The sequence below is a fragment of the Mesorhizobium marinum genome (genome assembly GCF_040813675.1).
GTDB lineage: Bacteria > Pseudomonadota > Alphaproteobacteria > Rhizobiales > Rhizobiaceae > Mesorhizobium_K > Mesorhizobium_K marinum.
The window spans coordinates 321,915-346,225 of record NZ_JBFOCI010000002.1 but is presented as its reverse complement, the minus strand read 5'-3'; the positions used below and the strand labels follow the sequence as shown (position 1 = coordinate 346,225).

26 protein-coding genes and 1 pseudogene are annotated in these 24,311 nt (G+C 65.9%); 19 read left to right on the top strand and 8 right to left on the bottom strand.

Features of this window, described 5'->3' with window-relative positions; translation table 11 throughout:
- Window positions 1-16: 16 nt before the first annotated feature.
- A complete protein-coding gene (locus ABUE31_RS07185) occupies window positions 17-1,123 on the bottom strand; it encodes an AI-2E family transporter (protein ID WP_367722848.1) in 1,107 nt (368 codons plus the stop codon).
- A gap of 115 nt (window positions 1,124-1,238) precedes the next feature.
- On the opposite strand from ABUE31_RS07185, the gene ABUE31_RS07180 reads away from it, so the two are divergent.
- The 4 genes from ABUE31_RS07180 (at window position 1,239) to ABUE31_RS07165 (ending at window position 3,556) form a co-directional block, all read left to right on the top strand.
- On the top strand, window positions 1,239-1,568 hold the full coding sequence (locus tag ABUE31_RS07180; protein WP_367722847.1) for an ElaB/YgaM/YqjD family protein: 330 nt from the start codon (window positions 1,239-1,241) through the stop codon (window positions 1,566-1,568).
- A gap of 6 nt (window positions 1,569-1,574) precedes the next feature.
- The gene (locus ABUE31_RS07175; protein ID WP_367722846.1) at window positions 1,575-2,033 is read left to right on the top strand and encodes a hypothetical protein; all 459 of its coding nucleotides are present in this window, start codon (window positions 1,575-1,577) and stop codon (window positions 2,031-2,033) included.
- Between the two features lie 114 nt (window positions 2,034-2,147).
- On the top strand, window positions 2,148-2,333 hold the full coding sequence (locus tag ABUE31_RS07170) for a hypothetical protein (protein ID WP_367722845.1): 186 nt from the start codon (window positions 2,148-2,150) through the stop codon (window positions 2,331-2,333).
- A 242-nt stretch (window positions 2,334-2,575) separates the two neighbouring features.
- On the top strand, window positions 2,576-3,556 hold the full coding sequence (locus tag ABUE31_RS07165) for a PRC-barrel domain-containing protein (RefSeq protein ID WP_367722844.1): 981 nt from the start codon (window positions 2,576-2,578) through the stop codon (window positions 3,554-3,556).
- Between the two features lie 55 nt (window positions 3,557-3,611).
- Here the strand turns inward: ABUE31_RS07165 and ABUE31_RS07160 are convergent, their stop codons facing one another.
- Complete coding sequence (locus ABUE31_RS07160) at window positions 3,612-5,165, bottom strand: alkaline phosphatase family protein (protein WP_367722843.1); 1,554 nt, start codon at window positions 5,163-5,165, stop codon at window positions 3,612-3,614.
- Window positions 5,166-5,381: 216 nt separating this feature from the next.
- On the opposite strand from ABUE31_RS07160, the gene ABUE31_RS07155 reads away from it, so the two are divergent.
- The 5 genes from ABUE31_RS07155 to ABUE31_RS07135 all read left to right on the top strand — a co-directional run bounded on the left by ABUE31_RS07155 (window position 5,382) and on the right by ABUE31_RS07135 (window position 8,193).
- Entirely contained in the window at window positions 5,382-6,314 is a 933-nt protein-coding gene (locus ABUE31_RS07155) for a VOC family protein (RefSeq protein WP_367722842.1), read from the top strand.
- Window positions 6,315-6,326: 12 nt separating this feature from the next.
- On the top strand, window positions 6,327-6,956 hold the full coding sequence (locus ABUE31_RS07150) for an alpha/beta hydrolase (RefSeq protein WP_367722841.1): 630 nt from the start codon (window positions 6,327-6,329) through the stop codon (window positions 6,954-6,956).
- Entirely contained in the window at window positions 6,953-7,261 is a 309-nt protein-coding gene (locus ABUE31_RS07145; protein ID WP_367722840.1) for a GNAT family N-acetyltransferase, read from the top strand. The genes ABUE31_RS07150 and ABUE31_RS07145 overlap by 4 nt, the downstream gene beginning before the upstream one ends.
- A gap of 29 nt (window positions 7,262-7,290) precedes the next feature.
- A complete protein-coding gene (locus tag ABUE31_RS07140; RefSeq protein ID WP_367722839.1) occupies window positions 7,291-7,605 on the top strand; it encodes a GNAT family N-acetyltransferase in 315 nt (104 codons plus the stop codon).
- A 255-nt stretch (window positions 7,606-7,860) separates the two neighbouring features.
- The gene (locus tag ABUE31_RS07135) at window positions 7,861-8,193 is read left to right on the top strand and encodes a hypothetical protein (protein WP_367722838.1); all 333 of its coding nucleotides are present in this window, start codon (window positions 7,861-7,863) and stop codon (window positions 8,191-8,193) included.
- Between the two features lie 87 nt (window positions 8,194-8,280).
- Here ABUE31_RS07135 and ABUE31_RS07130 read toward each other — a convergent pair whose 3' ends face one another.
- Together ABUE31_RS07130 and ABUE31_RS07125 are read right to left on the bottom strand one after the other, a co-directional pair.
- Complete coding sequence (locus ABUE31_RS07130) at window positions 8,281-10,368, bottom strand: ATP-binding protein (RefSeq protein ID WP_367722837.1); 2,088 nt, start codon at window positions 10,366-10,368, stop codon at window positions 8,281-8,283.
- A 46-nt stretch (window positions 10,369-10,414) separates the two neighbouring features.
- A complete protein-coding gene (locus tag ABUE31_RS07125; RefSeq protein ID WP_367722836.1) occupies window positions 10,415-11,197 on the bottom strand; it encodes a response regulator in 783 nt (260 codons plus the stop codon).
- A gap of 58 nt (window positions 11,198-11,255) precedes the next feature.
- Between ABUE31_RS07125 and ABUE31_RS07120 the strand changes: the two genes are divergently transcribed.
- On the top strand, window positions 11,256-11,969 hold the full coding sequence (locus ABUE31_RS07120; RefSeq protein ID WP_367722834.1) for a response regulator transcription factor: 714 nt from the start codon (window positions 11,256-11,258) through the stop codon (window positions 11,967-11,969).
- A 23-nt stretch (window positions 11,970-11,992) separates the two neighbouring features.
- Here ABUE31_RS07120 and ABUE31_RS07115 read toward each other — a convergent pair whose 3' ends face one another.
- A complete protein-coding gene (locus tag ABUE31_RS07115) occupies window positions 11,993-12,169 on the bottom strand; it encodes a hypothetical protein (RefSeq protein ID WP_367722833.1) in 177 nt (58 codons plus the stop codon).
- Between the two features lie 262 nt (window positions 12,170-12,431).
- On the opposite strand from ABUE31_RS07115, the gene ABUE31_RS07110 reads away from it, so the two are divergent.
- The 9 genes and pseudogenes from ABUE31_RS07110 (at window position 12,432) to ABUE31_RS07070 (ending at window position 21,948) form a co-directional block, all read left to right on the top strand.
- On the top strand, window positions 12,432-14,654 hold the full coding sequence (locus ABUE31_RS07110; RefSeq protein WP_367722832.1) for a CHASE2 domain-containing protein: 2,223 nt from the start codon (window positions 12,432-12,434) through the stop codon (window positions 14,652-14,654).
- 123 nt (window positions 14,655-14,777) lie between these two features.
- Window positions 14,778-15,815: an HTH-type transcriptional regulator GntR gene (gene gntR, locus ABUE31_RS07105; RefSeq protein WP_367722831.1), complete on the top strand. Its 1,038-nt coding sequence runs from the start codon at window positions 14,778-14,780 to the stop codon at window positions 15,813-15,815.
- 307 nt (window positions 15,816-16,122) lie between these two features.
- Entirely contained in the window at window positions 16,123-17,247 is a 1,125-nt protein-coding gene (locus ABUE31_RS07100) for a sugar ABC transporter substrate-binding protein (RefSeq protein ID WP_367722830.1), read from the top strand.
- 61 nt (window positions 17,248-17,308) lie between these two features.
- Window positions 17,309-18,865 carry a sugar ABC transporter ATP-binding protein gene (locus tag ABUE31_RS07095; protein WP_367722829.1) on the top strand — a complete coding sequence of 519 codons (1,557 nt, stop codon included), beginning with the start codon at window positions 17,309-17,311 and terminating at the stop codon, window positions 18,863-18,865.
- Window positions 18,862-19,116, top strand: a pseudogene (locus tag ABUE31_RS07090) (ABC transporter permease); the annotation flags it as partial. The gene ABUE31_RS07095 and the pseudogene ABUE31_RS07090, both read left to right, overlap by 4 nt.
- A 2-nt stretch (window positions 19,117-19,118) precedes the next feature.
- A complete protein-coding gene (locus tag ABUE31_RS07085) occupies window positions 19,119-20,099 on the top strand; it encodes an ABC transporter permease (RefSeq protein WP_367723576.1) in 981 nt (326 codons plus the stop codon).
- Window positions 20,096-21,085 (top strand): ABC transporter permease, encoded by a 990-nt coding sequence (locus ABUE31_RS07080; protein ID WP_367722828.1) that lies wholly within the window; start codon window positions 20,096-20,098, stop codon window positions 21,083-21,085. Before ABUE31_RS07085 ends, ABUE31_RS07080 begins: the two co-directional genes overlap by 4 nt.
- A 7-nt stretch (window positions 21,086-21,092) precedes the next feature.
- On the top strand, window positions 21,093-21,662 hold the full coding sequence (locus ABUE31_RS07075) for a gluconokinase (RefSeq protein WP_367722827.1): 570 nt from the start codon (window positions 21,093-21,095) through the stop codon (window positions 21,660-21,662).
- 145 nt (window positions 21,663-21,807) lie between these two features.
- Window positions 21,808-21,948 carry a DUF1127 domain-containing protein gene (locus ABUE31_RS07070; protein ID WP_367722826.1) on the top strand — a complete coding sequence of 47 codons (141 nt, stop codon included), beginning with the start codon at window positions 21,808-21,810 and terminating at the stop codon, window positions 21,946-21,948.
- Between the two features lie 127 nt (window positions 21,949-22,075).
- On the opposite strand, the gene ABUE31_RS07065 is transcribed toward ABUE31_RS07070, so the two are convergent.
- From ABUE31_RS07065 to modB, 3 genes are read right to left on the bottom strand one after another with little or no spacing between them, the layout of a single operon-like run.
- The gene (locus ABUE31_RS07065; protein ID WP_367722825.1) at window positions 22,076-22,417 is read right to left on the bottom strand and encodes a winged helix-turn-helix domain-containing protein; all 342 of its coding nucleotides are present in this window, start codon (window positions 22,415-22,417) and stop codon (window positions 22,076-22,078) included.
- 43 nt (window positions 22,418-22,460) lie between these two features.
- Window positions 22,461-23,603: a molybdenum ABC transporter ATP-binding protein gene (gene modC / locus ABUE31_RS07060; protein WP_367722824.1), complete on the bottom strand. Its 1,143-nt coding sequence runs from the start codon at window positions 23,601-23,603 to the stop codon at window positions 22,461-22,463.
- Window positions 23,600-24,304, bottom strand: a complete 705-nt coding sequence (gene modB / locus ABUE31_RS07055; RefSeq protein ID WP_367722823.1) for a molybdate ABC transporter permease subunit — start codon at window positions 24,302-24,304, stop codon at window positions 23,600-23,602. The genes modC and modB overlap by 4 nt, the downstream gene beginning before the upstream one ends.
- Between the last annotated feature and the right edge of the window lie 7 nt (window positions 24,305-24,311).

Below are 24,311 nucleotides of genomic sequence, written 5' to 3'. Positions count from 1 at the left end.
GCGGCGTGTTGCGCGGTCAGTGGCGGCGCGGTTCGACGTCGTCGGCCCAGTTGATGCCGGGCACGATGTTGCGGATGACGGCATAGACGACGAGCAGCGCCGGGATCGCGATGAAACCCCCGAGCGGCCCCCAGAGCCAGATCCAGAAGATCAGCGCCAGGACCACAAGGAAGGGGTTCAGCGTCATCGCCCGTCCGATCACCAGGGGCGTCACGAACTGGCCCTCGATGGTGTTGATGACGAGGTAGGCGACGACCGGCAGGAGGCTGCCTGCCATCGTGTCGAACTCGGCGATGCCGACGAGCAGCAGGATCGCGACCATGAAGGCTGGCCCGACGAAAACGATGAAGTTGGCGAGTGCGGCAAGCACGCCCCAGAGCACGGCTGACGGAAGGCCGATGAGTTGCATCGCCAGTCCCACTGCAATGCCTTCCGCGACGTTGATGACCGTGATCGACAGGAGGTAGCGGGAGACCAGCTTCTCGACGTCGCGGAAGATGTGGGCGACGCGCCAGCGCAGGCGGCGGTCAAGGCAGAGCTTGAGTACGGCGACGCGAGTCTGGTTCCTGGTCGCCACGAAAAAGTAGAGGCAGGCGAAGAAGATCAGGATCTGGGCGGCCAGCGCGGGCGCCAGCAACGCCACGCTCTCGACCTCGCTGCCTTGATCGAGCGATACGGTGACGCCGTTGCTGCCGGTCACCTCGCGAAGCTGGTCGCGCACGCTCTTCAGCGTTTCGAGCGGCGCCTTCAGCTCTGAAAGCTGAAGTTGCAAGTCGGACCAGAGCTGCGGCACGCGCGACAGCCAGAACGACAGCGGCCCGGCGATTGCCAGGGCGAACAGGCAGATGGCGGCTATAAAGAGCAGGACGACCAGCGACGCCGACAGTCCCGGGCGCAGCCCGCTGCTTTCGAGGCGGGTCGCCACCGGCCCGAGCATGAGCCCGATCACGACGCCAAGGCCCGCGGGCGCCAGGATGTACTCGCCTGCGTGAAGCGCAAAGATCGCGGCGATCGTTCCCATCACGATCACCGCCACCTGTGCCCCGCGAAGCAGCAGGAGTTCGACATTGGACTTCGGCGGCAGTCTGACGACCGGCGCCCGCTTGGCAACCTGACTGGTCATGAAAACCTTCCCAAAGACCCGGAAAGATCGAAACGCCCTTTGACAATCCTTTGTTCCCGTCGGAACCTTGGCGGGCATGCGGCGTTGGAAGCCGGCGAACGCTAAGGAGTGAGACATGGCGACAGCGGCAACCGGAAAGGCTGACGAGGGGGCGAAGGACGCCGCCGAACTCGAAGCCGACATCAAGCAGTTGAAGGCAGAGATCGAGAAGCTGGCAAAGCTCATGGCCGCCACCGGCGAGCATGGCTACGGCACGGCCAAGCGCGCCGCCGCGTTCGGCGCGGAGCAGTTGCGCGCCCAGGGCGAGGCGAAGATGGAAGAACTGCGCGCCAATGCGCGGGATGTCGAGCAGCAGGTTCTAGCGCATGTGCGCGAGAAGCCGATCACTTCGCTCGCCATTGCCGCCGGCGTCGGCTTCCTGTTTGCGCTGCTAGCGCGTCGCTAGGCATCCATGCTGGCGTCGCTGCTCGCGAGCCTCGCCTCGGGCGAAACGGTCGTTGCCTTGCGCCGCGCGCGCCGGGCGGCGATCGTCTACCTGCTCGTCGGCCTCTTCGCCGCTTGCGGCCTCGGCTTCCTGATAGGGGCCCTCTACATCTGGTTTGCCGCGCGATACGGCAGCCTCGAAGCGGCCATACTGTTCGGCCTCGGCTTCATCGTGCTTGCGTTGCTTGTCCTGCTGGTCGACCGGCTGACCGCGCAGTCTCGCGCCCGCAAGGCCGCCGAGCGGCGCAAATCCGATCTCACCGCGATCGGCGTCGCCGCAGCGATGGCAGCGCTGCCCGGCCTGCTGCGAAGCCGCGTCGGCCTGGGCGCGACGTTGGTTCCTGCTCTGGCCGTGATCGCCTACGCGATCTACCGGGAAAACCGCGCGCCGGAAGCCGATGCTCCTTCGGAACAAGACCTGCCCTAGTTTCGCATCCGCCGTCGCATGCCTTCGCCGTCCAGCTGCCACGCGGGAACCTTGGCCCGCCGGAGGCATTGAAGAGTCTGTACGCGTTCGAAAGTGCCTGGATGGAGGCGGATCGTGGAGAAGACACCCGCTAACAAGGCGAGGCAAGGGCGGTCGGGCGCCCAGGTTCTTATCGTCCTGGTCGTCAGCCTCGCCGTCGCCGGAGCCGTATGGCTCGGCGTGGAATTCTATGGCGAGGCGATGGATGCCGGCGGCGGCGCCCGGCCGGTGGAGGCAGGGGCCGGCCAGAACGGCTTCTAGCACGCCAGACTTCACAACTCGATTGCCTGTTGAAAGCGCGGGTTGCCAGACGGCGGCCCGCGCTTGTGCGTTGCCCAGGAATCTGAAGCTTGAAGCACGAGCGTCGTCAGAAATTCGGAACGGATTCGCACCGGCAACGTTCTGTCCGGGTAACGTCGCGCCGACCCTTCCCAGCGACGAGCAAGGTCGGCGCGATCGATGCGATGACATCGTTCACGAAATCACGCACGAGGAGATAGTACATGTTCCGCAAACTTATGGCTACCACAGCACTGGCCACCCTTGTCGCCACGGGCGCGTTCGCCCAGGACGCGACGGCCCCGACCGTCGATCCGGCGGTTCCCGCAGACACGATGACCCAGGATGCCGCGCCGGCGCTCAAGGCCGACGGCCACCTTGCCAGCAACATCATCGGCGAGAACGTCTACAACGGCGCCGGCGAGGATGCCGAGCACATCGGCGACGTCAACGACATAGTCCTCGGCACCGATGGCAGCATCGACGCCGTGATCGTCGGTGTGGGCGGCTTCCTCGGCATTGGCGAGAAGGAAGTCGCGGTCGATTTCGCGAACCTCGAGTGGGTCGAGCGTGACGGCGACCGCTGGCTGGCGACGCCTGCCACGAAGGAGCAACTGGAGCAGCAGGCGGCGTTCGACCGCAGCGCCTATGAGGCGCAGGTTTCGGTCGCAGCGTCCGACCCGGCCGCCCCCGGCCTGGCGCCGGCTCCCGACAGCACGGCGCAGGCTCCGGCCGAGCCGACCGAACAGACGACGGCCGAGGCTCCGGCCGAGAACGCGCCTGCCGATCAGATGGCCCAGACGCCGGCCGACGATCCGGCGGCCGACGCGTCGACCGACACCACGACGACGGCTGCCATCGACAAGTCGACCCTGAAGGAAATGCCCGCGGCCGAGGTTCGCGCCGAGGAGATGATCGGCACGACGGTCTATGGCGCCGATGATGCCAATGTCGGCGAGATCGGCGACGTGCTCCTGTCGGGCGACGGCAAGGTCGACGCCTACATCATCGACGTCGGCGGCTTCCTGGGCATCGGCGAGAAGGAAGTGGCTGTCGGCAGCGACAACCTCGCCTTCATGATCGACGATGCCGGGCACAAATATCTCTACACGAACTTCAGCAAGGAGCAGCTGGAGGCGGCTCCGGCCTATGACGAAAGCACCTACGCCGAGAAGCGCGACGAACAGCGCATGATGGTGCAGTAGGCCCATCGCATGACGGAAGGGAGAGCCCGCGCCACCCGGCGCGGGCTCTTCTTCGTCACGGCCTGGCGAGCGCGGCCGGCGTCCCGACGACGCCGTGCTCAGTCAGTGCGGTGAGCGCCAGAGACTGGTCGAGATGCTTGGCGCGCCAGGCGAGGAGGCGCTCAGCGCAGTCCAGGCGGTGCACCAGGTACGTCTCGTCCTCGGCCACGTTGCGCAGTTCGCCGGGGTCGGCCGCGAGATCGTAAAGCAGCGGCGGCAGTCCGCCGCCGAAATGGACATATTTGAACCGGCGGGTACGCATCACCGCCAGGTTGCACTGCCGGGACGTCAGGCCGAAATGCAGCTCCGCCGATTGCGTTTCGATCGATCGGAAATCGAACTCCCAATGCGCCGCGTCGCGCCAGTCGGACGGCGTCGCCCCGTCGAGAAACGGTGCCAGGGATCGGCCGTCCAGATGCGCCGGCGGCGTCTGTCCGAGCAGGTCCAGGATGGTCGGCATGATGTCGACCGCTTCCGTGAACGCCTCGATGCGCGCGCCGGCCTGGCCCTGGCGGCGCGGATCGCGGATGATGAGCGGGATGTGGAAGCTCTGGTCGAAGAAGCCGCCTTTTCCCAGCAGGAAATGATCGCCCATCATCTCGGCATGGTCGGAAGTCAGGACGACGATAGTGTCGTTCCAGGCGCCTGATTTCCTGATTGCCGACCAGATTCGGCCGAGTTGCGCGTCGGTTTCCGAGATCATGCCCCAGTAGAGCGCGCGGATCGTGCGGATGTCGTTGTCGTCGAAATCGCAAACCTTTCCCTTCGTGCCGGGCAGGAACTTGCCGCGTTTCTGCCGGCCGATGACGTAGTCCAGGTAGGGGTGTGCGGCCGCCTCCTCCCGCCATGTCCGGCGACGGACGGGATCCGGGCCATCCGCCGGATCGTAGAGCGTGTTGTAGGGGGCGGGGACGATGAACGGCGGATGCGGGCTGATGAAGGAAAGATGTGCGAACCAGTGTTCGTCTTTGTCCTGTTCAGTCAGCCAGCGGATGAATTCACCGGCGAGGAACGCAGCCGGCGTTTCGTCCGCCGAATAGACCGGCGGCGCACTGGACACGCGCTTGCGCGCGCCGCCCGCTGGACGGTGGATGTCCGGGTGGCCGGCCGAGGAATCGACGCCACGCTCCGCAAGCCAGGACAACCAGGGCTTCTGGTGCTCGGGAAGGAGCTGGCGAACTGTGAAGCCGGGCAGGACGCCCTCGTAGCTGCGCAGGAACGGGTCGCCGGGCGCCCTGTGGCGCGGATCTGGGGCGACGTCGGTGTAGCCGAACAGCGTCGGATCGTAGCCCAGAGCGCGGGCGGCAAGGGCGATGTTGTCGTGGCGCAGGTCAAGCGGGCTGCCGTTGCGGCAGACGCGATTGTTCATCTGGTAGAGCCCCGTATAGAGGCAGGCCCGCGCCGGCGAGCAGGGCGCCGCGCCGCCATAGTGGCTGGCAAAGACAACGCCTTCCGCGGCAAGGTGGTCGATGTTGGGCGTCTTCAGGACGGGATGTCCGGCCGCGCCGAACGAGTCGCCCCGCCACTGGTCGCAGGTGATGAGGAGGACGTTGGGTTTCCTGTGGGCCATGCGCGCGAATCCGGAGAACGGCCCATGGAGTCGAATTTCGGAGCCGGTTGCAAGTCGCAACGCTCTGGATGAAGCTCAAAAACGCAAGAGACGATTGTTCGACTCTTGTAGACAGTCAATCCTGAATTGGTCGCCTTTTGTGAACGGCGGAATATCCGACATATAGGCCACGGAACGCGGCGGTGTTCGCCGCGACGAACGAAGGGAGCAGGACAGATGCTCAACCAGATCGAGGGCCTCCACCACGTGACGTCGATGGCGAAGGACGCCCGCCTCAACAACGCGTTCTTCACGTCCAGGCTTGGCCTGCGCAGGGTCAAGAAGACGGTGAACTTCGATGCGCCCGACGTGTACCACCTGTACTACGCCGACGAGGTCGGAACGCCGGGCTCGGTCATGACCTATTTCCCCTTTCCGAACATAGGCAAGGGCAGGCCGGGCGTGGGCGAAGTCGGCACCACGGTGTTTTCCGTGCCTGAGGGTTCGCTCGGCTACTGGAAGGAACGTTTCGAGAAGGACGGTGTCGCCGGCGTCACAGCCGAGACGCTGTTCGGCGAAAACCGGCTGAACTTCGACGGACCTGACGGCGACAGCTTTGCGCTTGTCGAGGCGAAGGGCGACCACCGCGCGCCCTGGGCCAAGGGAAGCGTCCCGGCGGACCAGGCGATCCGCGGCTTTCACTCGGCGTCGCTCAGGTTGCGTGATGCCGGTGCAACCGAGGAACTGCTCAAGTTCATGGGCTACGAGAACGTCGACCAGGCCGGCAACGTGAAGCGTCTCGCCATCGCCAACGGCAACGGCGCCGACATCATCGACATCGAGACACTGCCGGGCGCGGCCATGGCCGATCTCGGCGCCGGCTCCGTCCACCACATCGCCTTTGCGGTGGAGAACCGGCAGAAGCAACTCGAGGTCCGCAAGGCGCTGCTCGACACCGGCTACCATGTTACGCCGGTCATCGATCGCGACTATTTCTGGGCGATCTATTTCCGGACTCCGGGCGGCGTGCTCTTCGAGGTCGCGACCAACGAGCCCGGCTTCGACCGTGACGAGGACACGGCCCATCTCGGCGAGGCGTTGAAGCTGCCGGCGCAGCATGCACATCTGCGCGCCTATCTCGAACAGCACCTGCAGCCGCTGGGCGACTGAACGGAGGCATCGATGTCAGCCAACGACTACGTCCACAAGGTCCTGCCGGGTTCGCCCGGCGGACCGCTTCTGTTCGCCTTTCACGGAACCGGCGGCGACGAGAACCAGTTTCTCGGCCTGGCGCGGGAACTGATGCCGGCCGCGACGGTCGTTGCTCCGCGCGGCGACGTTTCGGAACATGGCGCCGCGCGCTTCTTCCGGCGAACCGGCGAGGGCGTCTACGACATGGACGACCTCGGCCGGGCGACGACCAAGATGCAAGGGTTCGTGCGGGCGCATGTCGATGCGGCGAAACCGTCCGCGGTGTTCGGCATCGGCTACTCCAACGGCGCGAACATTCTGGCGTCCGTTCTGTTCGCCGATCCCGTCCTGTTCGACGCAAGCGTGCTGATGCATCCGCTGATCCCGTTCGCCCCGGAGGTGAAAGGCAGCCTTGCTGGCCGGCGCGTGCTGATCACCGCAGGACGGCGCGACCCGATCTGCCCGCCCGGCCTGACGTCCAGGCTCCAGGACCACCTGCTGGCCGCCGGCGCCGGCTCCACCATTGACTGGCACGAAGGCGGGCACGAAATTCGCACCGGCGAGATCGAGGCGACGCAGCGGTTTTTCGCATCGGCGCAGAAGGCAGGAGCGGCGGCATGAGTGACGATTCCAGCAACAGGCCCGACATCCAACTCGAGGACCACGGCTCCAAGGGACGCTATGTCTTCCGCAGCGCAGCGGGCGATGAAGCAGAGATGACGTTCACCAAGGTCGGCGAACGGCAGGTGATCATCGACCACACGGAGGTTCCCGATGCCTTCCGCGGACAGGGCGTCGGCCTGCGCCTGGTGACGCGCGCCGTCGAGGACGCCCGCGCGGCCGGCAAGACGATCATCCCGCTCTGTCCGTTCGCGGCGTCGCAGTTCCGGCGCCACCCGGAATGGGCCGACGTTTTGAAGCGATGACAGATCGGCACTTGTCGGGAGCGACCGGCATGAACGATGCGGCGTCGGCAATCAGGGTCGAGCGCAGCGGAAGGCAGGGCGTCTACCTGCTTCGGCTGCCAGACGCCGATCCGGCGCGCTTGACCTTCAGCGAGATCGCGCCCGGCCACATCGCCATCGACTACAGCTTCGTTCCGCCCCGCTATCGCGGTCGCGGCGTCGCGCTTGAACTCATCAGGCGGGCGGTCGCGGACGCCCGGGAGCAGGGATTCCGCATCACGCCGCTTTGCGGCTACGTCGCAGCCGAGTTCAGGCGCCATCCCGAATGGGCGGACGTTCTTGCTGGCCGGCCACCCGCCGCATAGTCCCGGCACCCGACCTCCGCGGCCCCGCCAACCCGGTTCGAGAGGCTGCGTCCCCATGCGTTGCCGAACCTGGCACTCGAACCTTTTGCCCGAATCTGCCTGAATGCCGTGAAACATCGACGATACACGGGCATTTTGTCGCAACATCGGAAGGAAACAAGCGGCCGATAGATCTTCGTCATGCACCCACCGATGGAAACGAAAAGGCCTCAGGTCATGTCCGCCATCACCGACGTTGAATTCGACCGAAACTTCATGCCGCGCGAGCGGCACCATGGCGTTGCCGCGATAAGGCTGCGCCAGCGCAGCGCCGACCATCCGATGATCATGTTCTTTGTCCTCGCGGCCGCGGTGTTCCTGGCGATGGCGCTGGTGCCGCCAACGAGCGGCGCCTTTGCCTCTTTCGGCGCCCTCCGCGCCGCCGCGCCCGCGTCCCGACCGAGTCTCCCGGAACCCGATCTCCTGCAAGCCGACCTCGCCTGCATCGGCCAGGCCTGGGGCGCCGAGAATGCGGATTGTCTTGCCACGATTTCCAGGAATTCGGGTCGTCCGGACGGCGGCAAGGTTCGCGTCATAACAGGCGCATGAAGACGTTCCCTGTCGCGCACTTTCCTCCTGCGCGCAACTCGAGCCCCGCCACCTGCCCGGCGGGGCCACTTTTTCCTCGGCATGAAACTAGTGCGCCAGTTGCGTCTGGTCGTTGATCGCCGCGAGCGCGCTGCGAACGTCGAGCGTGCTGAACGGCTTTTCCAGGACGAGCGGTCGCTCGTGCGGCGCAAGAGCGCCGATCTCGGCGCGCGCGCCGACCATGTCGCCCGTCACCAGCACGAAGCGGCGCCCGATGTCCGGACGCAGCGCGGTGAGCTTGCGCAGGATGGTTATGCCGCTTGCTTCCGGCATGCGCAGGTCGCTGAAGACGATATCCGGGTTGTAGCCGGCGAGCGCCTCCTCTGCGGACCCCCATGCCGTGATGACGCGCGACTTGATCCCCATCAGTTCGAGAATGTCGGAGAGCGAGGCCGCGACGTCGGGTTCGTCGTCGATGATCAGCGCGTTGCGCAGTCCCGTCGAGCGCGCCTCTTGTTGCACCACGTTGGCGCGCCGGCCGGCGAATGCCGGCAGTTCGACGATGAAGCGCGCGCCGTTCGGCACCACTTCCTCGAAACGGATCGAGCCCTTGTGACGCTCGATGATGGCTTTCGAGATCGACAGGCCTATTCCGGTGCCCACGCCGACCGGCTTGGTGGTGAAGTAGGAATCGAAGATGCGGTGGCGGATGGCTTCCGGAATGCCCGGGCCGGTGTCCTCGACCGAGAAGCCGACGATCCCGTCGCTCACGCGAAACGTCTTCACGGTGATCCTGCGCTCGCCGTTCTGCGCGGCAAGCGCGTGCTGGCTGTTGACCAGGAAGTTTGCCGCGACCTGGGTGATGTGGTCGGCGTCGGCCAGTACCGGCATCGGCCCGTCGGCGAACTCGGTGTTGATGGCGACCCCGCTCGAGCGGACGCCATACGCCGTGACTTCCAGCGCGCCGCGCACCGCGCTGTTGAGGTCTGTCTCCGCCGGAACCGTCGGGTGCAGGCGCACCATGCCGAGGAAGCTCTTGACGATGCGGCCGCAGCGCTCGGCAGCGGCGCGAACCTTCTCGGCGCGAAGCTTGGTCTGCTGGTCGGGCGCGAACTCGTGCAGCAGCGTGGACTGTGCAACGACCACGGCAAGCGGGTTGTTGAGCTCATGCGAGACGCCGGCGAGCAGCGAACCCATCGCCGCCATCTTCTCGTTCTGGTGCAGCCGTTCGCGTTGGCGGTTAATCTCCTCTTCGGCGCGCCGCTTCTCGCGCAGGTCGCGGATGGAGCCGAAGAAGAAACGCCGCTCGGCGACGTGCATTTCGGTCACCGTGAGTTCGATCGGGAAGATCTCGCCGGCGGCGGTCTGGGTGACCGTCTCCATGCGCTGGCCGATCATCGGCGCGCCGCGCCCGGCCATGTAGCCCGCGCCGGTCGTATATCCCTTCCGGTAGAAGTGCGGGACGATCGTCTCGATCATGTCCTTGCCGAGGATGTCGGCGCGCCGGAAGCCGTACATGCGCTCGGCCGCAGGGTTGAACTCGACGATGCTCGCTGTCTCGTCGATGACGATAATGGCGTCGAGCGAGGATTGCAGCATGGTCTGGCGGATGATCTCGCTGACATGCGCGTCCGACAGCGAGCGTTCGATGGCCGCGCCGATCGCCATGGCGACGATCTCGGTGGCGGCTTTCTCCTCCTCGGTCCAGCGCCGTTCGACCGTGCAGTCGTTCACGGCAAGCGTGCCCCAGAGGTTGCCGTTGGCAAAGATCGTCACCGAAAGGAAAGCCTTGATCCTCTGGCCTTCGAAATCCTGTCGCAGGAAGCCGTCAATCTCGCGCGTACGGCCGGCGAACATCTTGCCCTGCCGCACCTCCGCCGATAGCCGGGTCAGCAGGGGATCGGAATTGACCACCGACTGCAAGATCACCCTGGGGCGGTTCGCGCCGGCCACGACCGCCTCGTCGTCCCAGTACGCGGCGATCGACTGCGTGAATTCTTCACCCGGCAGTTCGCGCAGCCGGAACAGGATCGCCCGATGGCAGCCGAGCGAGCGGGCCAGCAGTTCGAGCACTTCGTCGATTATGCGCTGCCATTCGGCCGTCTCGTGGAACCGTCTCACGATGCGCGCGGCCGCTACCGTGCAGCCTGGTTCAGTCAGGCTGGGATCGGTGCTGGGCGGCTGCGTGTCGATCATGGCTATCCCGCGGCGGCGCCCGTTTCGCTTTTCATGGGCCGGTCTGTCAGCGCGCGTCCTCCGGCAGCGAGAAGATGTAGCCTTCGCCGCGAACCGTTCGCAGGAATTTCGGGTTCGCCGGATCGTCCTCGATCTTCTTTCTCAGGCGCATGATGCGGATGTCCACGGCGCGAGACGAGTCCGGATCCTCGACGAAGCCGATCGCGTCGGAAATCGTCGAGCGGCTGAGCAGCCTGTTGGCGCGGGTGAGGAAGACTTCGAGTACGTCGAACTCGCTCTTGGCAAGATCGACGATCGTACCGTCGCGGCCGGTCACCATGCGACCGTCGAGATCGGCGCGAAAATCCCCGAAAGCCACGATCCTGCGCTCGCTTTCGCCGGTCCTGTCGGCGACCGGCGGCATCTCGGACGGCTTCGGCACGCGGCGCAGCACGCTGCGGACGCGGGCGAGCAGTTCGCGCAGTTCGTATGGTTTGACGATGTAGTCGTCGGCTCCGAGTTCCAGCCCGACGATCCGGTCGATTGCCGAACCCGCGGCGGTGGCGTAGATGATGCCCATCGATCCCTGCTGGCGAAGCCAGCGGCCAAGCGACAGGCCGTCCTCGCCGGGCATCGCAATGTCGAGTATGGCGAGGTTGAACGTTTCGGTCTTGACCAGTTCGCGCATCGCGTCGGCGTCCCGCGCGGACACGACATCGTAGCCATTGGCGCCGAGATATTCGGCGACAGCATCCCGCAGGTCGGGCTCGTCCTCGACTATCGCGATCCTGGGCGTCAGGGAAATCTCGCCTCCGCTATCGGCGGAGGAAAGTAGATTGGGTATAAACATGATGTCCAGCGCTCATTTTGGGCGATTTCAAGGGAAACGGGAGGCCGCGGGTCGGAGAATGGTTGGAAGGCCGGTCATAGCGCTCATCTGCCTGGCGCCGCAGCTCGACGACGGCCTCGCCGACTATCTGGAGCGGCGTGGCTACGACGTGAGGGAAGCGAGCGAGCAATGGCGGTCGCAGTCGCTGCTTTCCGCAGGCGACATCGATGTCGCCGTCATCGGCGAGAACTATCCGGCCAGCGGCTACCCTGATCTTCTTCGGCAACATGCCGGCGAGGGCGGGCCGAGCTTCGTCATGGTGTCCAGCAATGCCGACCTCATCGAGAAGGTGCTGGCCCTGGAACTGGGAGCGGCCGACATCGTGCCCAGCCCCGTCGGCAAGCGCGAGCTCGCGGCGCGCATCGGCGGCATCGTCGGTCGGCGCGGAAAGGGGCAGCGCGACCTGATCGTCCTGGAAAATGCGACGGTCGACCTCAAGGCGGCGCTGGTCATGCACAGTTCCGGCAATGAAGAACAGCTGTCGCCCGGCCAGGTCGCGTTGCTCAGGCTCTTCCTCGCGAATCCGCGAAAGGTGCTGACCCGCGACGACATCATGGCTGCGGCGCCGGCCGAGAGCGCCGACGCGTTCGATCGATCGATCGATTCGCGGATCGTCAGGCTCCGTCGCAAGCTCGATACCGAGAGCATTGCGACCATCCGCGGCGCCGGCTACCGCTTCGATCCGCCACAGACGCAAGGCCAAGCGGCCAGAAATCCGTCGACGCAGACCTGAAGCCCGGCGGCGATCCACTTCGGTTAACGCAACTGGGCGTCGGATGACGCGGCCGCTACGAGCGTCGTATGGGCCGCGGGCGCGTCAAGGACGCGATCCTTCAGCACCACGGCTGCGACGGCGGTCAGCCCGAACAGTCCCTGCGCGTAGAGCAGGGCGGTAAGCGTGGTCGAGACCAGTCTGGAGCTTCTTCCGTTCATGACGGCGATCCCCTACGGATTAGTTCGCGTTCGCGCGACGGCTCCGCGATGCGGGCACGCGCCTTCTGTTGCAACCATGAAGGGAGGCTGTATCGGCAGCATGCCGCTTGCTCCGGCCGATGTTTCGGGATTGTTGCGTTTGCAACGATCCGGCCGGACGGGCTCGTTTCGAGCCATGCGGCCCGATTTCCGCCGGCATCACTTCCCGCTTGATTCGCCGGGCGCTCCAAGCAACTGTGCCACTCGGAGCGAGGGGCCGTTCATGCGAAACTTCCTGGCACGCCTTCTGCATATCGGGCGTCGTCGGCGCTACCTGGCGATCTGGGCCACCGGCCTCTTGATGATCGCGCTGGTGATCGCGGGCGCCTATTCGCCCTTCAGCCCGCTCGATCGGCTCAATGTCCTGGTGTTCGACGCCTACCAGAAGCTGAAACCGCGCGAGACGACCGAAAGCGCTGTCGCCATCGTCGACATCGACGACGAGAGCATCCGCCGGCTCGGCCAGTGGCCATGGTCGCGCGCCGTGGTCGCCTCGGTGATCGATCGGCTGACTGCCGAAGGGGCCGCCGCGATAGGGCTCGACATCGTGTTTTCCGAACCGGACAGAACCTCGCCGGCACTCGCGGTGGCGCAATTGGAAAGCCAGGGCTTCCAGGTGACCTATCCCGGCTCGACCGACGATCTCGATCACGACAAGGCGCTTGCGTTGAGCTTTTCGAAAGCGCCGGTCGTGGCTGGCCTCGTCCTGTCGGATGGCATCGATACGCCCGCGCCCGCGCCGAAAGCCGGGTTTGCCTTCGCCGGCGACAACCCGGCCGAATACCTGCCGTCCTTCCCTGGCGCAGTGCGCAACCTGTCGATCCTCGACGATGCGGCGCCGGGCATCGGCGTGTTCAGCTTTCCGCCGGCCGAAGACGGAATCGTGCGGCGCATTCCGCTCGTTTCCCGACAGGGCGACAACCTGTACCCGGCGCTTTCGGTGGAATCGCTGAGGATCGCCCAGGGGGCGTCTAGCGTCGTGGTCAAGAGCACCGGCGCGAGCGGGGAGTTCGACACGGGCGAGCCCGGCATGACGGCGCTGAAGGTCGGCGCGCTCGAGGTGCCGACCGCTCCCGACGGCCGCATCTGGGTCTACTATATGAGCGACCCGACGTCGCCGATCGTTCCGGCCTATCGTCTGCTTGGCGAGGCGGATCCTGAGGTCGGCGCCCAGATCGAGGGGCGCATTGTCCTCATCGGCACGTCGGCGGTCGGGCTTCGCGACCTGGTGTCGACGCCACAGAGGGCCGGTTTCCCCGGCGTCCTCGTCCATGCCGAGATCATCGACCAGATCATCAACGGCAAGTTCCTGACGCGCCCGGACTGGGCGGTAGGGTTGGAAATCGCGGTGGCGGTCGCGCTTGGCCTGATCGTGCTCGCCTTTCTGCCCTGGCTGTCGACCTTCGCCAATGTGCTGATCGCCGCCGGCGCGATGGCGGTGAGCATTGGCGGCTGCTGGCTCGCCTTCGCAAACTACGACCTCCTTCTGTCGCCAATCCTGCCGGCGCAGGCTAGCCTGCTCGCCTTTGGCGTGGCGTCCGGCGTGCGGTTGCTGCTCAGCGAAAGCGAGAGCCGCTACATCCGCGGCGCCTTCGGGCACTATCTGTCGCCGGCGATGGTCGAGCAGCTCGTCGAAAACCCGGATTCGCTCGTGCTCGGCGGCGAAAACCGCGAACTCACCATCCTGTTCTGCGACATCCGCTCCTTCACCACCATCTCGGAATCGATGGAGCCGACCCAACTCACGGATTTCCTGAACAACTTCCTGACCCCCATGACCAACGTCCTGATGCAGCACGGCGCGACGATCGACAAATATATCGGCGACGCGATCATGGCGTTCTGGAATGCGCCGCTCGATATCGCGGACCATCGCCAGCGGGGTTGCGAGAGCGTCCTTGCGATGCTGGACGCGCTGAAGGTGCTGAATGCGACGCTGGAGAAGCCGGTGCGGATCGGCGTCGGCCTCAACACCGGCGTCTGCTGCGTCGGCAACCTGGGATCGCGGCAGCGCTTCGACTATTCGGCGATCGGCGACAGCGTCAATGTCGGTTCGCGCATCGAGGGCCTGACCAAGCTCTACGGGTTGAGCAACCTCGTCGCCGACAGCACGGCAAGCCAGGTCAAGGGCCTCGCGATGCTGGAGGTGGACAAGGTGATGGTGGTCGGGCGCGACGAGGCGACGCTGGTCTATACGCTGGTCGGCGGGCGCGAGCGGGCCACGGATCCCGAGTTCGAGGGCCTGAAGCGCCTGCACGACCGCTTCATCGCCGGCTATCGCGCGATGCGCTTCCAGGACGCCGCGGGCGATCTGAAGCTCTTGAAGGCGTCCGCTCCGGCAGAACTCCAGGGCCTCTATTCCGAGTATCAGGAGCGGCTCGACGCCTATCTGGCCACGCCGCCATCCGCCGACTGGGACGGTTCATATCGGGCCGAGCACAAATAGCGTTGCCGGCTGGCGCCTGGCGGGAGGTGCGCGCTATAGGAGGCTGAACCGGGAGGAACAGGAAGTGCAGGGATCGGCGCGACAAGCCGTTCAAGACGGCGCGACGCGCCGCGGCGGGCCGGCGTGAAGCCCCGTACGCGCCGCGGCGGAGGACGCCCCACCATCGCCGACGTCGCGCGGCTAGCCGGCGTCGGCGCGATCACCGTGTCGCGGGCGCTTCGCGAACCCGAGCGCGTCTCGGAAAGCCTGCGCAAGCAGATCCAGCAAGCCGTCGAGGAACTCGGCTACCTGCCTGACCCGAATGCGCGGGCGCTGGCCTCGGCGCGCGCCGAGGTCTTTGGCGTGCTTGTGCCGTCGCTGACCAACAACGTGTTCGCCGAGGTCGTGCGCGGCATCTATGACAGCCTGTCGGACAGCCCGTTCCGCGTGCAGCTGGCCAACACCCACTATTCGGGGCTCGAGGAAGAGCGGCTCCTGCAGCTCTTCCTCAGCCAGCGCCCGGCCGCTCTCATCGTCTCCGGCATCGACCAGACCGAGGCGGCCCGCAGGCTTCTCGACAATGCCGGCTGCCCGGTCGTGCAGATCATGGAGATCGGTCCTGATCCGGTCGACATGATGATCGGCTTCTCGCATTTCGAGGGCGGCCGCGTTGCCACAAACCACATGATCGAAGCGGGCTACCGCCGCGTCGGCTTCCTTGGCGCGCGCATGGACCCGCGCTCGCAGCGCCGCCTTGCAGGTTATCGCGCGGCGATGGAGGCTGCCGGGCTGTTCGATCCCCGACTGGTCACCACGACGCCCGTGCTGTCGAGCGTGACGCTCGGCCGCGATCTGTTTCGCGATGCTCTGGCCAAGATGCCGTCGCTCGACGGCGTCTTCTGCAACAATGACGACCTGGCGCTCGGCGTTCTGTTCGAATGCCATCGCGCCTCGATCGCCGTGCCGCAGACCATCGGGATCACCGGTTTCAACGACCTCGACATGATGCAGGTGGCGTTCCCTTCGGTGACCAGCATCAGGACGCACCGCTACGAGATCGGCCGCCAGGCGGTGACGATGGCGCTCGCCGCGATCGGCGGCGAGCGGCCCGAGAACCGGATCAAGGACCTCGGCTTCGACTTGAAGCGGCGGGAGAGCACGGCGCGGCCCGCCGACAGGTGAGGGGCAAGGAGCCGGCCACGACCAGACCCGGTAGCGCTACCGCTTCTGGTTGCACCTGCGGCGCTACCAGACTCAGAACCGGTTTTCCTGACGGAAATCCCTTTACACGGAATGATGGTAGCGCTACCATCATTCCGTTGGGGCGTGAGTTCACGCTGTCGGCTTGCCAAGGTCGATTTGTCGGATAAATATGTCAAAAGCCCCGCGGCGGAGGACGCGAGGCCGGGCCGGGATGGAGAAGGCCCTCAGGGCATACGGCAAGGACAGCGACACAGAGCGCTTGTCGAACAATCAATGGGAGGAATCGATGATCAAGTCCGTCGTCAGCGGCGTGCTCGCTGCTTCTGCATTCATGCTCCTTTCGTCGTCCGCCATCGCGGAGCCCGAGATCGTCAGCGGCCCGGCGGCCGATGCCGAGTGTTTCGTGCCGTGGACCGGCGACACCAAGTTCTTCAAGTATCCCGCCAAGGAAGGGCCTTACCGGATCGCGCTCGCCAACGGCTACATCGCCAACACGTGGCGCATCCAGATGATCCAGACGGCCAAGGCCTATGCCGCGCAGCCGGACGTCGCGGCCAAGCTGAAGGAATTCAAGGTCGTCTCGACCGGCGAGGACGTGCCGGCGCAGATTTCGGCGATCAACAACTTCATCGATTCCGGGTTCGACGCGATCGTCGTCAACGCCCAGAACCCGACCGCCTTCGCGCCGGTCATCAAGCGCGCCAAGGATGCGGGCGTGGTGCTTGTCGCCTTCGACAACATTCTCGACACCGAAGACGCGATCAACGTCAACGTCGACCAGAAGGGTCTCGGCGTTCTCTGGGCCAACTGGCTGGACAAGCATCTGCCGAACGGCGGCAAGATTCTTGAAGTGCGCGGCGTGGCCGGAACGTCGGTCGATACCGATCGCCACGACGGCATCCACGAGACCTTCGCCGCGACCGGCAAGAAATGGGACGTGGTCGAGGTGCTCGGGAAGTGGGACGATCCGACCGCACAAAAGGCGACGGCCGACGCCATCGCCGTGCACAAAGCCTTCGACGGCATCACCGCGCAGGGCGGCGACACCGGCGTCGTGCAGGCGATGATCGATGCCAAGCATCCCTTCGTGCCCTTCGGCGGCGAGACGGAAAACGGCTTCCGCAAGTTCTGCGCGAAGTTCGCCGGCGAAGGCCTGAAGTGCTCGTCGGCCGGCACCGGCCCGGCACAGGTCGCCGTGGCCATCAAGACTGCGATCGCCGCCCTCGAAGGGCAGGTGGTCCCGCAGTCCGTCAAGCTTCCCACGGCGATCGTCGAGGACCCCAACTTCAAGGAAGGCGAGGACTTCTATCCCGACCAGTCCGACAACTTCTTTGTCGGCAACTCCTTCCCGACCTGCGGCATCAACTTCACCGCCCAGGAAATCATGGGGCAGTCGAAAGAGAACCAGTAACCTGGTCTGTCTGGCGTCGCGGGTTGCCGCGGCGCCAGGCCGTGGGATGATGGGGAAATCCATGGATTCGGCTCCACAGGAGACGACGCCGCTCTTCCGCATGGAGGGCGTGTCCAAGCGCTATGGCGGCGTGCATGCGCTGGAAGATGCGGAACTCGTGGTGCACGCCGGACGCATCCACGCCATCCTCGGCGAGAACGGCGCAGGCAAGTCCACGCTCATCAAGGTGATGTCCGGCGTCGTCGCGCCGGACCAGGGGCGCATGACGCTTGACGGGCGGGAGGTCAGCTTCGCGTCCCCCGCCGAGGCCAACCAGGCCGGCATCGTCTGCATCTTCCAGGAGTTGTCGCTGATCCCCGAACTCAGCGTCGCCGACAACATCGTCATTTCCGATCCGCCGACCCGGTTCGGCATGATCGACCGGAGGGCGCAGCGAAAGATCGCCGAGGAGGCGCTGGCGCGCGCGGGTGCGTCGGACATCCATCCTTCAGCACTTGTCAGGGACCTGCCGCTGTCGCGGCGGCAGATGGTTGAAATCGCCAAGGCGCTGGCGCGAAAGCCGCGCATCCTGATCCTCGACGAGGCGACGTCGGCGCTGACCGCGGCCGATGTGTCGAAGGTCTTCGAGGTTCTCAGGCGGCTGCGGTCGGAAGGCCTCGCGCTGCTCTACATCTCGCACCGCATGCATGAAATCGCGGAACTCGCGGACGACTGCACGGTGTTCCGCAACGGCCGCAAGATCGCCACCTATGCCGCGGGCACCAAGACCGACAACGAGGTGGTCGAACTGATGATCGGCCGCGAGTACCAGAACGTCTTTCCCGCCAAGCCGGCCCCGCAGGAGACCGCGAAGCCGGTGCTGGAATGCCGCGAACTCTGCTGGTCGGACCGGCTGACCGACATTTCCTTCGTGCTGCGTCCGGGTGAAGTGATCGGGCTGGGCGGGCTCGACGGGCAGGGACAGCGCGAACTGCTGCTCGCGCTGTTCGGCGTTCTGAGGGGCTGCACCGGCAGCGTGCTCATCGACGGCAGCCCGGCCAACATCAGGAGCCCGGCGCATGCGCGCGCCGCCGGTATCGGCATGGCCCTGATCCCGGAGGACCGCAAGACCGAAGGGCTCATGTTGCCGATGACTGTGCGCGAGAACCTCGCTTTCGCGGCGATGGACAAGGTATCGCGCCATGGCGTGATCGACAGGCAGGCCGAGGATCGGCTGCTCGACGAGATGGTCAAGCTGCTGGCGATCCGTACCGCCGGCATGGAGATCCCGGTCGGCGCGCTGTCGGGCGGCAACCAGCAGAAGGTGGTCATCGCAAAATGGCTGATGCGCCACCCGCGCATCATCCTGCTCAACGATCCGACACGCGGCATCGACGTCGGCACCAAGCAGGAGATTTACCAGTTGCTCAGGCGTCTGGCCGAGGAGGGCGCCGCGATCCTCTTCTATTCGACCGACTACGACGAACTGATCGGCTGCTGCGACCGCGTTCTGGTGCTCTACGACGGCGAGATCAAGCGGGAACTGGTGGGCGACGAGATTACCGAGCATGCGCTGATCGCGAGCGCGCTCAATATCGGCGTCGCCGAGGCCGCCAGGATGACAGGGGCAAACGGATGAGCGAATGGCGCTACTGGCTGGCCGAGCAGAAGGGCACGTTGCTCGCCCTCGGCATCTTCGTCGCTATGTTCGTCCTCTACACGGCGAACCATCCCGCCGGCTTCACCGCCAACGTTGTGCAGACCGCGTCGAACAAGGGCGTGCTCCTCGCCTTCGTCGCGATGGCGCAGACGCTGGTCGTCATCACCGCCGGTATCGACCTCTCGGTCGGCATGATCTTCATCCTCACCAACTGCCTCGCCTCATGGCTGNGATGAGCGAATGGCGCTACTGGCTGGCCGAGCAGAAGGGCACGTTGCTCGCCCTCGGCATCTTCGTCGCTATGTTCGTCCTCTACACGGCGAACCATCCCGCCGGCTTCACCGCCAACGTGGTGCAGACCGCGTCGAACAAGGGCGTGCTCCTCGCCTTCGTCGCGATGGCGCAGACGCTGGTCGTCATCACCGCCGGCATCGACCTCTCGGTCGGCATGATCTTCATCCTCACCAACTGCCTCGCCTCATGGCTGGTCGTCGGCGGCCCGGCCGAGACAGCGCTCGGCGTCGTGGCGGTTCTCCTGGTCGGGGTCCTTTGCGGCGCGCTGAACGGGGCGATCGTCATATACGGCCGTCTGCAGCCGATCGTGGCGACGATCGCCACCGGCGCGGTCTATTTCGGCCTGGCGCTGTTGCTGCGACCGTTCCCTGGCGGATCCGTCAATGAAACCCTTGCCGATGCGCTGACCGGACGGCTGTTTGGCGTGGTTCCGTCGAGCCTCGTGGTCCTGCTCGCGGCCGTGCTGGTCATCTGGGTGCCCTTCAGCCGGTCCGTCTACGGTCGCGCGGCCTACGCGGCCGGTTCGTCCGAAGTCGCCGCCTACATGTCGGGCGTGCCAATCAAGCGCGGCAAGTTTTTTGCCTACACGCTGGGCGGCCTGCTCGCCGCAATCGGCGGTCTGTTTCTCACCTTCTTCACCTATACCGGGGAAGCGGCCTATGCGAGCGGGAACGCCTACACGCTGTTCTCGATCGCCGCCGTCGTGCTTGGCGGGGTCTCTCTCTTTGGCGGGCGGGGCAGCGCCATTGGCGCCATCTTCGGCGCCTTTGCCTTCCGCACCATAGGCGACCTGCTTTTCGTGTTCGATTTCGATCCGCTGTGGCAGCCGCTCTTCCAGGGCGTCGTTCTGCTCGTCGCGGTCAGCCTCGGGGCCTTTGCGCTCTTCCGGGTCAAGAACAGGCTGGAGTGGTTCGGATGAGCGACGCCATGACGACCGGGCGCATTGCGGGCCGCTTGCCCCGATTCCTCCGCCGGGTGGACCCCGCTGTGGCGACATCCTTCGCCTGTATCATCGCGCTGCTGGTGTTCGGCAGCCTCTACTCGACGAGTTTCCTGTCGCCCGAATATCTGTTGCAGCAGCTCAAGGTGGCGTCGTTCCTGGGCGTTATCGCGACCGGAATGATGCTGGTGATCCTGCTCGGCCAGATCGACCTCTCTGTGCCATGGACGGTGGCGACCGGTGCGATGATGGCGTCCGCCGCTGCCGCGCTCGGGCCGGCGGGCGTGGTCCTGGCGATTCCGGTTGGGATACTCTGCGGAATGCTGATCGGGCTGGTCAACGGCATCGGGGTCGCCTATCTGCGCATACCCTCGATGATCATTACCCTTGCAACAAACGCAGTCGCCCAGGGCCTGATGGTGGTCTACACCGGAGGCTTCTCGCCGCAGGATTCCGCTTCGGAAGCGATGCGCTACCTGGCGACCGGCTCGCTCATTCCGGGGTTGCCGAATGCGGTGATCGTGTGGGCGCTCATCGGCGTGGCGACCGTCTTCACGCTAACACGCACGACGTTCGGGAGATCCGTCTACGCGATCGGCAACCGCGAGCGCGCCGCCTATCTTTCGGGCGTCGACACCCGACGCGTCGTGATGACCGCATTCGCGGTCGCCGGCGGCCTGTCGGCCTTCGGCGGCGTGCTGCTTGCCGGCTATGCCTCCAAGGCTGCGCAGTCGATGGGCGACCCCTATCTGCTGCCGTCCATCGCCGCGGTCGTACTCGGCGGCACGTCGATCCTGGGCGGGCGTGGCTCGTACCTCGGAACAGTCGCCGGCGTCATCCTGATCACGCTCCTGCAGTCGATCCTCTCGGTCATGCAGATGCCGGAGGCCGGGCGGCAGATCATCTACGGCGTGGTGATCGTGGTGATGCTCCTCCTTTACGGCCGCGCGCCTGCAAGCAGGTGACGGCCGGATGCAGGAGCCGATATCGAGCCGGGCACTGGAAGCACCTGCCGCCATCGTCGTCATGGGCGTCAGCGGCTCGGGCAAGACGGTAATCGGAACCGCGCTTGCCGCGGCGCTCGGCGTTCATTTCGTCGAGGGCGACCACTTCCATCCGCCGGAAAACATCAGCCGGATGTCGGCCGGGCTGCCGCTGCGCGACCAGGACCGCTGGGGCTGGCTCGACGCGATCGCCGGCCGCATCGCGGATGCCCAGCGACGCGGCGAAGGACTGGTCGTCGCTTGCTCGGCGCTGAAGCGCGTCTATCGCGACAGGCTGTGCAAGATGGGGGGCAGGGTGCGCTTCGTCTTCCTGGACATCGGGCGCGATGTCGCCGCCGCCAGGGTGGCCATGCGCCGGGACCATTTCATGCCGGCGAGCCTGACAGACAGCCAGTTCGCAGACCTGGAGCCTCCTGCCGCCGACGAAGAGGCAATCCGGCTCGACGCCTCGCAGGAAGTGTCGGACGTCGTGGCGGCGGCTCGCGCATTGCTTGCGGACCGCAGCCACATGCCGACGGCAGCCGCGCCCAAGGTCTGACCTGCGTCTGATGCAACACTCGTTAACCGGCAATGCAGTTTTGCATTGCCGCCATGCAAAAGCATCCGTTCAATTCCTGTGGGTTCGTCACTATCTCGGCGCTGTAACGAGAACAGCCCAAAGACGCTGAGAAAGAGAGACTGAGATGAACCTGATCCGTAACTTCCGTAACTGGCGCCGCTATCGCGAGACCGTGAACGAGCTGAGCCGCCTGTCCAACCGCGAGCTGAACGACCTCGGCATCACGCGTGCCGACATCCACGGCATCGCCCGCGGCGCTCGCTAACGACGAGATCTCGGCGGCTTCTCCTCCCGGCCGCCGACAAGGCCGGCGTTCCTCCCCCTCCCGAACGCTGGCCGCCCTTTCAAGAACCCGCCGGACAATCCGGCGGGTTTTTCTTTTCAGGCAAGGCTCAGGATGTGGCGATTTCCGCCTGCAGGGCGGCGATGTGCGGCTCCGCCGCCGCCGCCGCCGCGCGCTCGATCGCACGAAAACGCGTGACGATGGCGAGGCCGGCGGGCGTCAGCTGCGCGCCGCCGCCGCGCTTCCCGCCGGTCTTGGCGGCGACGACCGGCTTGCCGAACAGCCTGTTCATCTCCTCGACGAGATCCCACGCGCGCTTGTAGGACATCTCCATGTTCCGGGCCGCCGCAGAAATGGAGCCGAAGGCGGCGATCTGTTCGAGCAGGTCGATCTTGCCCGGCCCGATGCGCCCGGTCGGTTCGAGGTCGATCCTCAGGCTCAGCGATGGCATCCGTCGTGCTCCCGGCTCGCAGTGGTGATGGCGCGCCGCCAGCTTAGCTGACCAAGGGGTTGCTTGTCGTCCCCCGCGGCAAGCTCGCGCCTGCGGCGGTCCTGGCCGTGTTTCTCCGGTCAAACGTCACCGACTTGACGACCGCGAAGACGGCCATGCCGAGCGTAAGTCCCAGCGTGGCGGCCGACTGCCTGGTTATCCGCGCCGCTATCTCCTGGCCGTTGCAATCGATCGTGACGTCGGCAAATGGTCCGGTTCCCGTTCCCAGCGCGGCGATCCGGCCGGGCAGGACGTTGAGCGCGCTGATCCCTCTGGGGCGCTCTGTCGCCACCATGATGTCTCTGGCGCGGATGCGAACGCGTACCGTCGTCCCGGTCTCGGCATCGAGTTCGGCGACATGGATCTCGCCGACCGGAGATGTCAGCAGCGACATGCCAAAGGCCTCGTCGCGGCTTTTGACCTGCATCTCGAACACGGCGCCGCCCTCGTCGCGCTCCTCGTCGGGCAGGAGGTCGAGCCGCTGCAGCAGGTCGGCCGCGGTTCCAGCCGCCGCGACCTTGCCGGCATCCAGAACCACCATGTCGGTGGCCAGCCGCGCCACCTCGGCGATCGAATGGCTGACATAGACGATCGGGATTCCCGTCTCGTCGCGCAGCCGTTCGATGTAGGGCATGATCTCGGCCTTGCGGCGCTCGTCGAGCGACGCAAGCGGTTCGTCCATCAGGATGAGCTTCGGGCTGGCCAGCAAGGCGCGGCCAATGGCGACGCGCTGCTTCTCGCCGCCGGAAAGCGATCCCGGCCCGCGGTCGAGCAGATGGCCGATGCCGAGCAGGTCGACGACATCGGCGGTGCTTCCGGTGCGCTCGGTCGGCGGCGCGAAGAAGCGTCCGTAGCGCAGGTTCTGGTCGACGGTCATGTGCGGGAAGAGCCGCGCATCCTGGAAGACGTAGCCGATGCGGCGCTTGTGCTTCGGCACGAACACGCCGCTTGCCGTGTCGACCAGCACGCGCCCGTCGCAGGAGATCGCGCCGCGCTCCGGCCGGAGTAGCCCGCCGATCAGGTTGACCAGCGTGGTCTTGCCCGACCCTGACGGGCCGAACAGTGCGGTCAGACGTCCACTGCTTTCGAAGGCGGCCTCGAGCGTGAAGGCGCCGAGCCGGTGGCTGATATCGACCGAGAGGCTCATTCGACCTCCAGCCGACGGCCGGCGCGCCTGGCCAGAACCTCGGATGCCACGAGCGCGCCCATGGCGATGACGATCGATATGATGGTCAGGCGCAGCGCCCCTTCGTCGCCGCCCGGCACTTGCGTGAACGTGTAGATCGCCGAAGGCAGCGTCTGCGTCTCGCCCGGGATGTTGGAGACGAAGGTGATCGTCGCGCCGAATTCGCCCATCGCCTTGGCGAAGCACAGGATCATGCCGGCGATGACGCCGGGCAGGATGAGCGGCAGCGTGATCGTGCCGAAGACCCATGCCGGACTTGCCCCCAGCGTACCGGCGGCAGCCTCTAGTCGGCGGTCGACCGCCTCGATGGAAAGCCTGATGGCGCGCACCATCAGCGGGAAGCCCATGATGCCGCAGGCGAGCGCCGCGCCCGTCCAGCGGAACGAGAAGACGATGCCGAAATACTGGTCGAGCAAGGCGCCGACCGGACCGCGCCTGCCGAATGTGAGCAGCAGCAGGTAGCCCGTCACCACCGGCGGCAGGATCAGCGGCAGGTGAACCAGGCCGTTCAGCAACGACTTGCCCCAGAAGCGGCCCCGTGCCAGCAGCAGCGCGATCACGATTCCGGGCGGCAGCGAGAAGACCGTAGCCACGACGGCGACCCGGATCGACAGCCGGACCGCATTCCATTCGTCGGGCGTGAGGTCCAGCAGCCACTGCATCCGGAAG

Bases quoted from the DNA above. Each gene is read 5' to 3' on its own strand.
- ABUE31_RS07120 (WP_367722834.1), top strand. From the start codon at position 11,256: ATGGTTGGAAGGCCGGTCATAGCGCTCATCTGCCTGGCGCCGCAGCTC.
- ABUE31_RS07130 (WP_367722837.1), bottom strand. From the start codon at position 10,368: ATGATCGACACGCAGCCGCCCAGCACCGATCCCAGCCTGACTGAACCA.
- ABUE31_RS07150 (WP_367722841.1), top strand. From the start codon at position 6,327: ATGTCAGCCAACGACTACGTCCACAAGGTCCTGCCGGGTTCGCCCGGC.
- ABUE31_RS07125 (WP_367722836.1), bottom strand. From the start codon at position 11,197: ATGTTTATACCCAATCTACTTTCCTCCGCCGATAGCGGAGGCGAGATT.
- ABUE31_RS07140 (WP_367722839.1), top strand. From the start codon at position 7,291: ATGAACGATGCGGCGTCGGCAATCAGGGTCGAGCGCAGCGGAAGGCAG.
- ABUE31_RS07115 (WP_367722833.1), bottom strand. From the start codon at position 12,169: ATGAACGGAAGAAGCTCCAGACTGGTCTCGACCACGCTTACCGCCCTG.
- ABUE31_RS07175 (WP_367722846.1), top strand. From the start codon at position 1,575: ATGCTGGCGTCGCTGCTCGCGAGCCTCGCCTCGGGCGAAACGGTCGTT.
- ABUE31_RS07155 (WP_367722842.1), top strand. From the start codon at position 5,382: ATGCTCAACCAGATCGAGGGCCTCCACCACGTGACGTCGATGGCGAAG.
- ABUE31_RS07135 (WP_367722838.1), top strand. From the start codon at position 7,861: ATGCCGCGCGAGCGGCACCATGGCGTTGCCGCGATAAGGCTGCGCCAG.
- ABUE31_RS07185 (WP_367722848.1), bottom strand. From the start codon at position 1,123: ATGACCAGTCAGGTTGCCAAGCGGGCGCCGGTCGTCAGACTGCCGCCG.
- ABUE31_RS07065 (WP_367722825.1), bottom strand. From the start codon at position 22,417: ATGCCATCGCTGAGCCTGAGGATCGACCTCGAACCGACCGGGCGCATC.
- modB (WP_367722823.1), bottom strand. From the start codon at position 24,304: ATGCAGTGGCTGCTGGACCTCACGCCCGACGAATGGAATGCGGTCCGG.
- ABUE31_RS07160 (WP_367722843.1), bottom strand. From the start codon at position 5,165: ATGGCCCACAGGAAACCCAACGTCCTCCTCATCACCTGCGACCAGTGG.
- ABUE31_RS07085 (WP_367723576.1), top strand. From the start codon at position 19,119: ATGAGCGAATGGCGCTACTGGCTGGCCGAGCAGAAGGGCACGTTGCTC.
- modC (WP_367722824.1), bottom strand. From the start codon at position 23,603: ATGAGCCTCTCGGTCGATATCAGCCACCGGCTCGGCGCCTTCACGCTC.
- ABUE31_RS07100 (WP_367722830.1), top strand. From the start codon at position 16,123: ATGATCAAGTCCGTCGTCAGCGGCGTGCTCGCTGCTTCTGCATTCATG.
- ABUE31_RS07080 (WP_367722828.1), top strand. From the start codon at position 20,096: ATGAGCGACGCCATGACGACCGGGCGCATTGCGGGCCGCTTGCCCCGA.
- ABUE31_RS07075 (WP_367722827.1), top strand. From the start codon at position 21,093: ATGCAGGAGCCGATATCGAGCCGGGCACTGGAAGCACCTGCCGCCATC.
- ABUE31_RS07180 (WP_367722847.1), top strand. From the start codon at position 1,239: ATGGCGACAGCGGCAACCGGAAAGGCTGACGAGGGGGCGAAGGACGCC.
- ABUE31_RS07070 (WP_367722826.1), top strand. From the start codon at position 21,808: ATGAACCTGATCCGTAACTTCCGTAACTGGCGCCGCTATCGCGAGACC.
- ABUE31_RS07145 (WP_367722840.1), top strand. From the start codon at position 6,953: ATGAGTGACGATTCCAGCAACAGGCCCGACATCCAACTCGAGGACCAC.
- ABUE31_RS07165 (WP_367722844.1), top strand. From the start codon at position 2,576: ATGTTCCGCAAACTTATGGCTACCACAGCACTGGCCACCCTTGTCGCC.
- ABUE31_RS07095 (WP_367722829.1), top strand. From the start codon at position 17,309: ATGGATTCGGCTCCACAGGAGACGACGCCGCTCTTCCGCATGGAGGGC.
- ABUE31_RS07110 (WP_367722832.1), top strand. From the start codon at position 12,432: ATGCGAAACTTCCTGGCACGCCTTCTGCATATCGGGCGTCGTCGGCGC.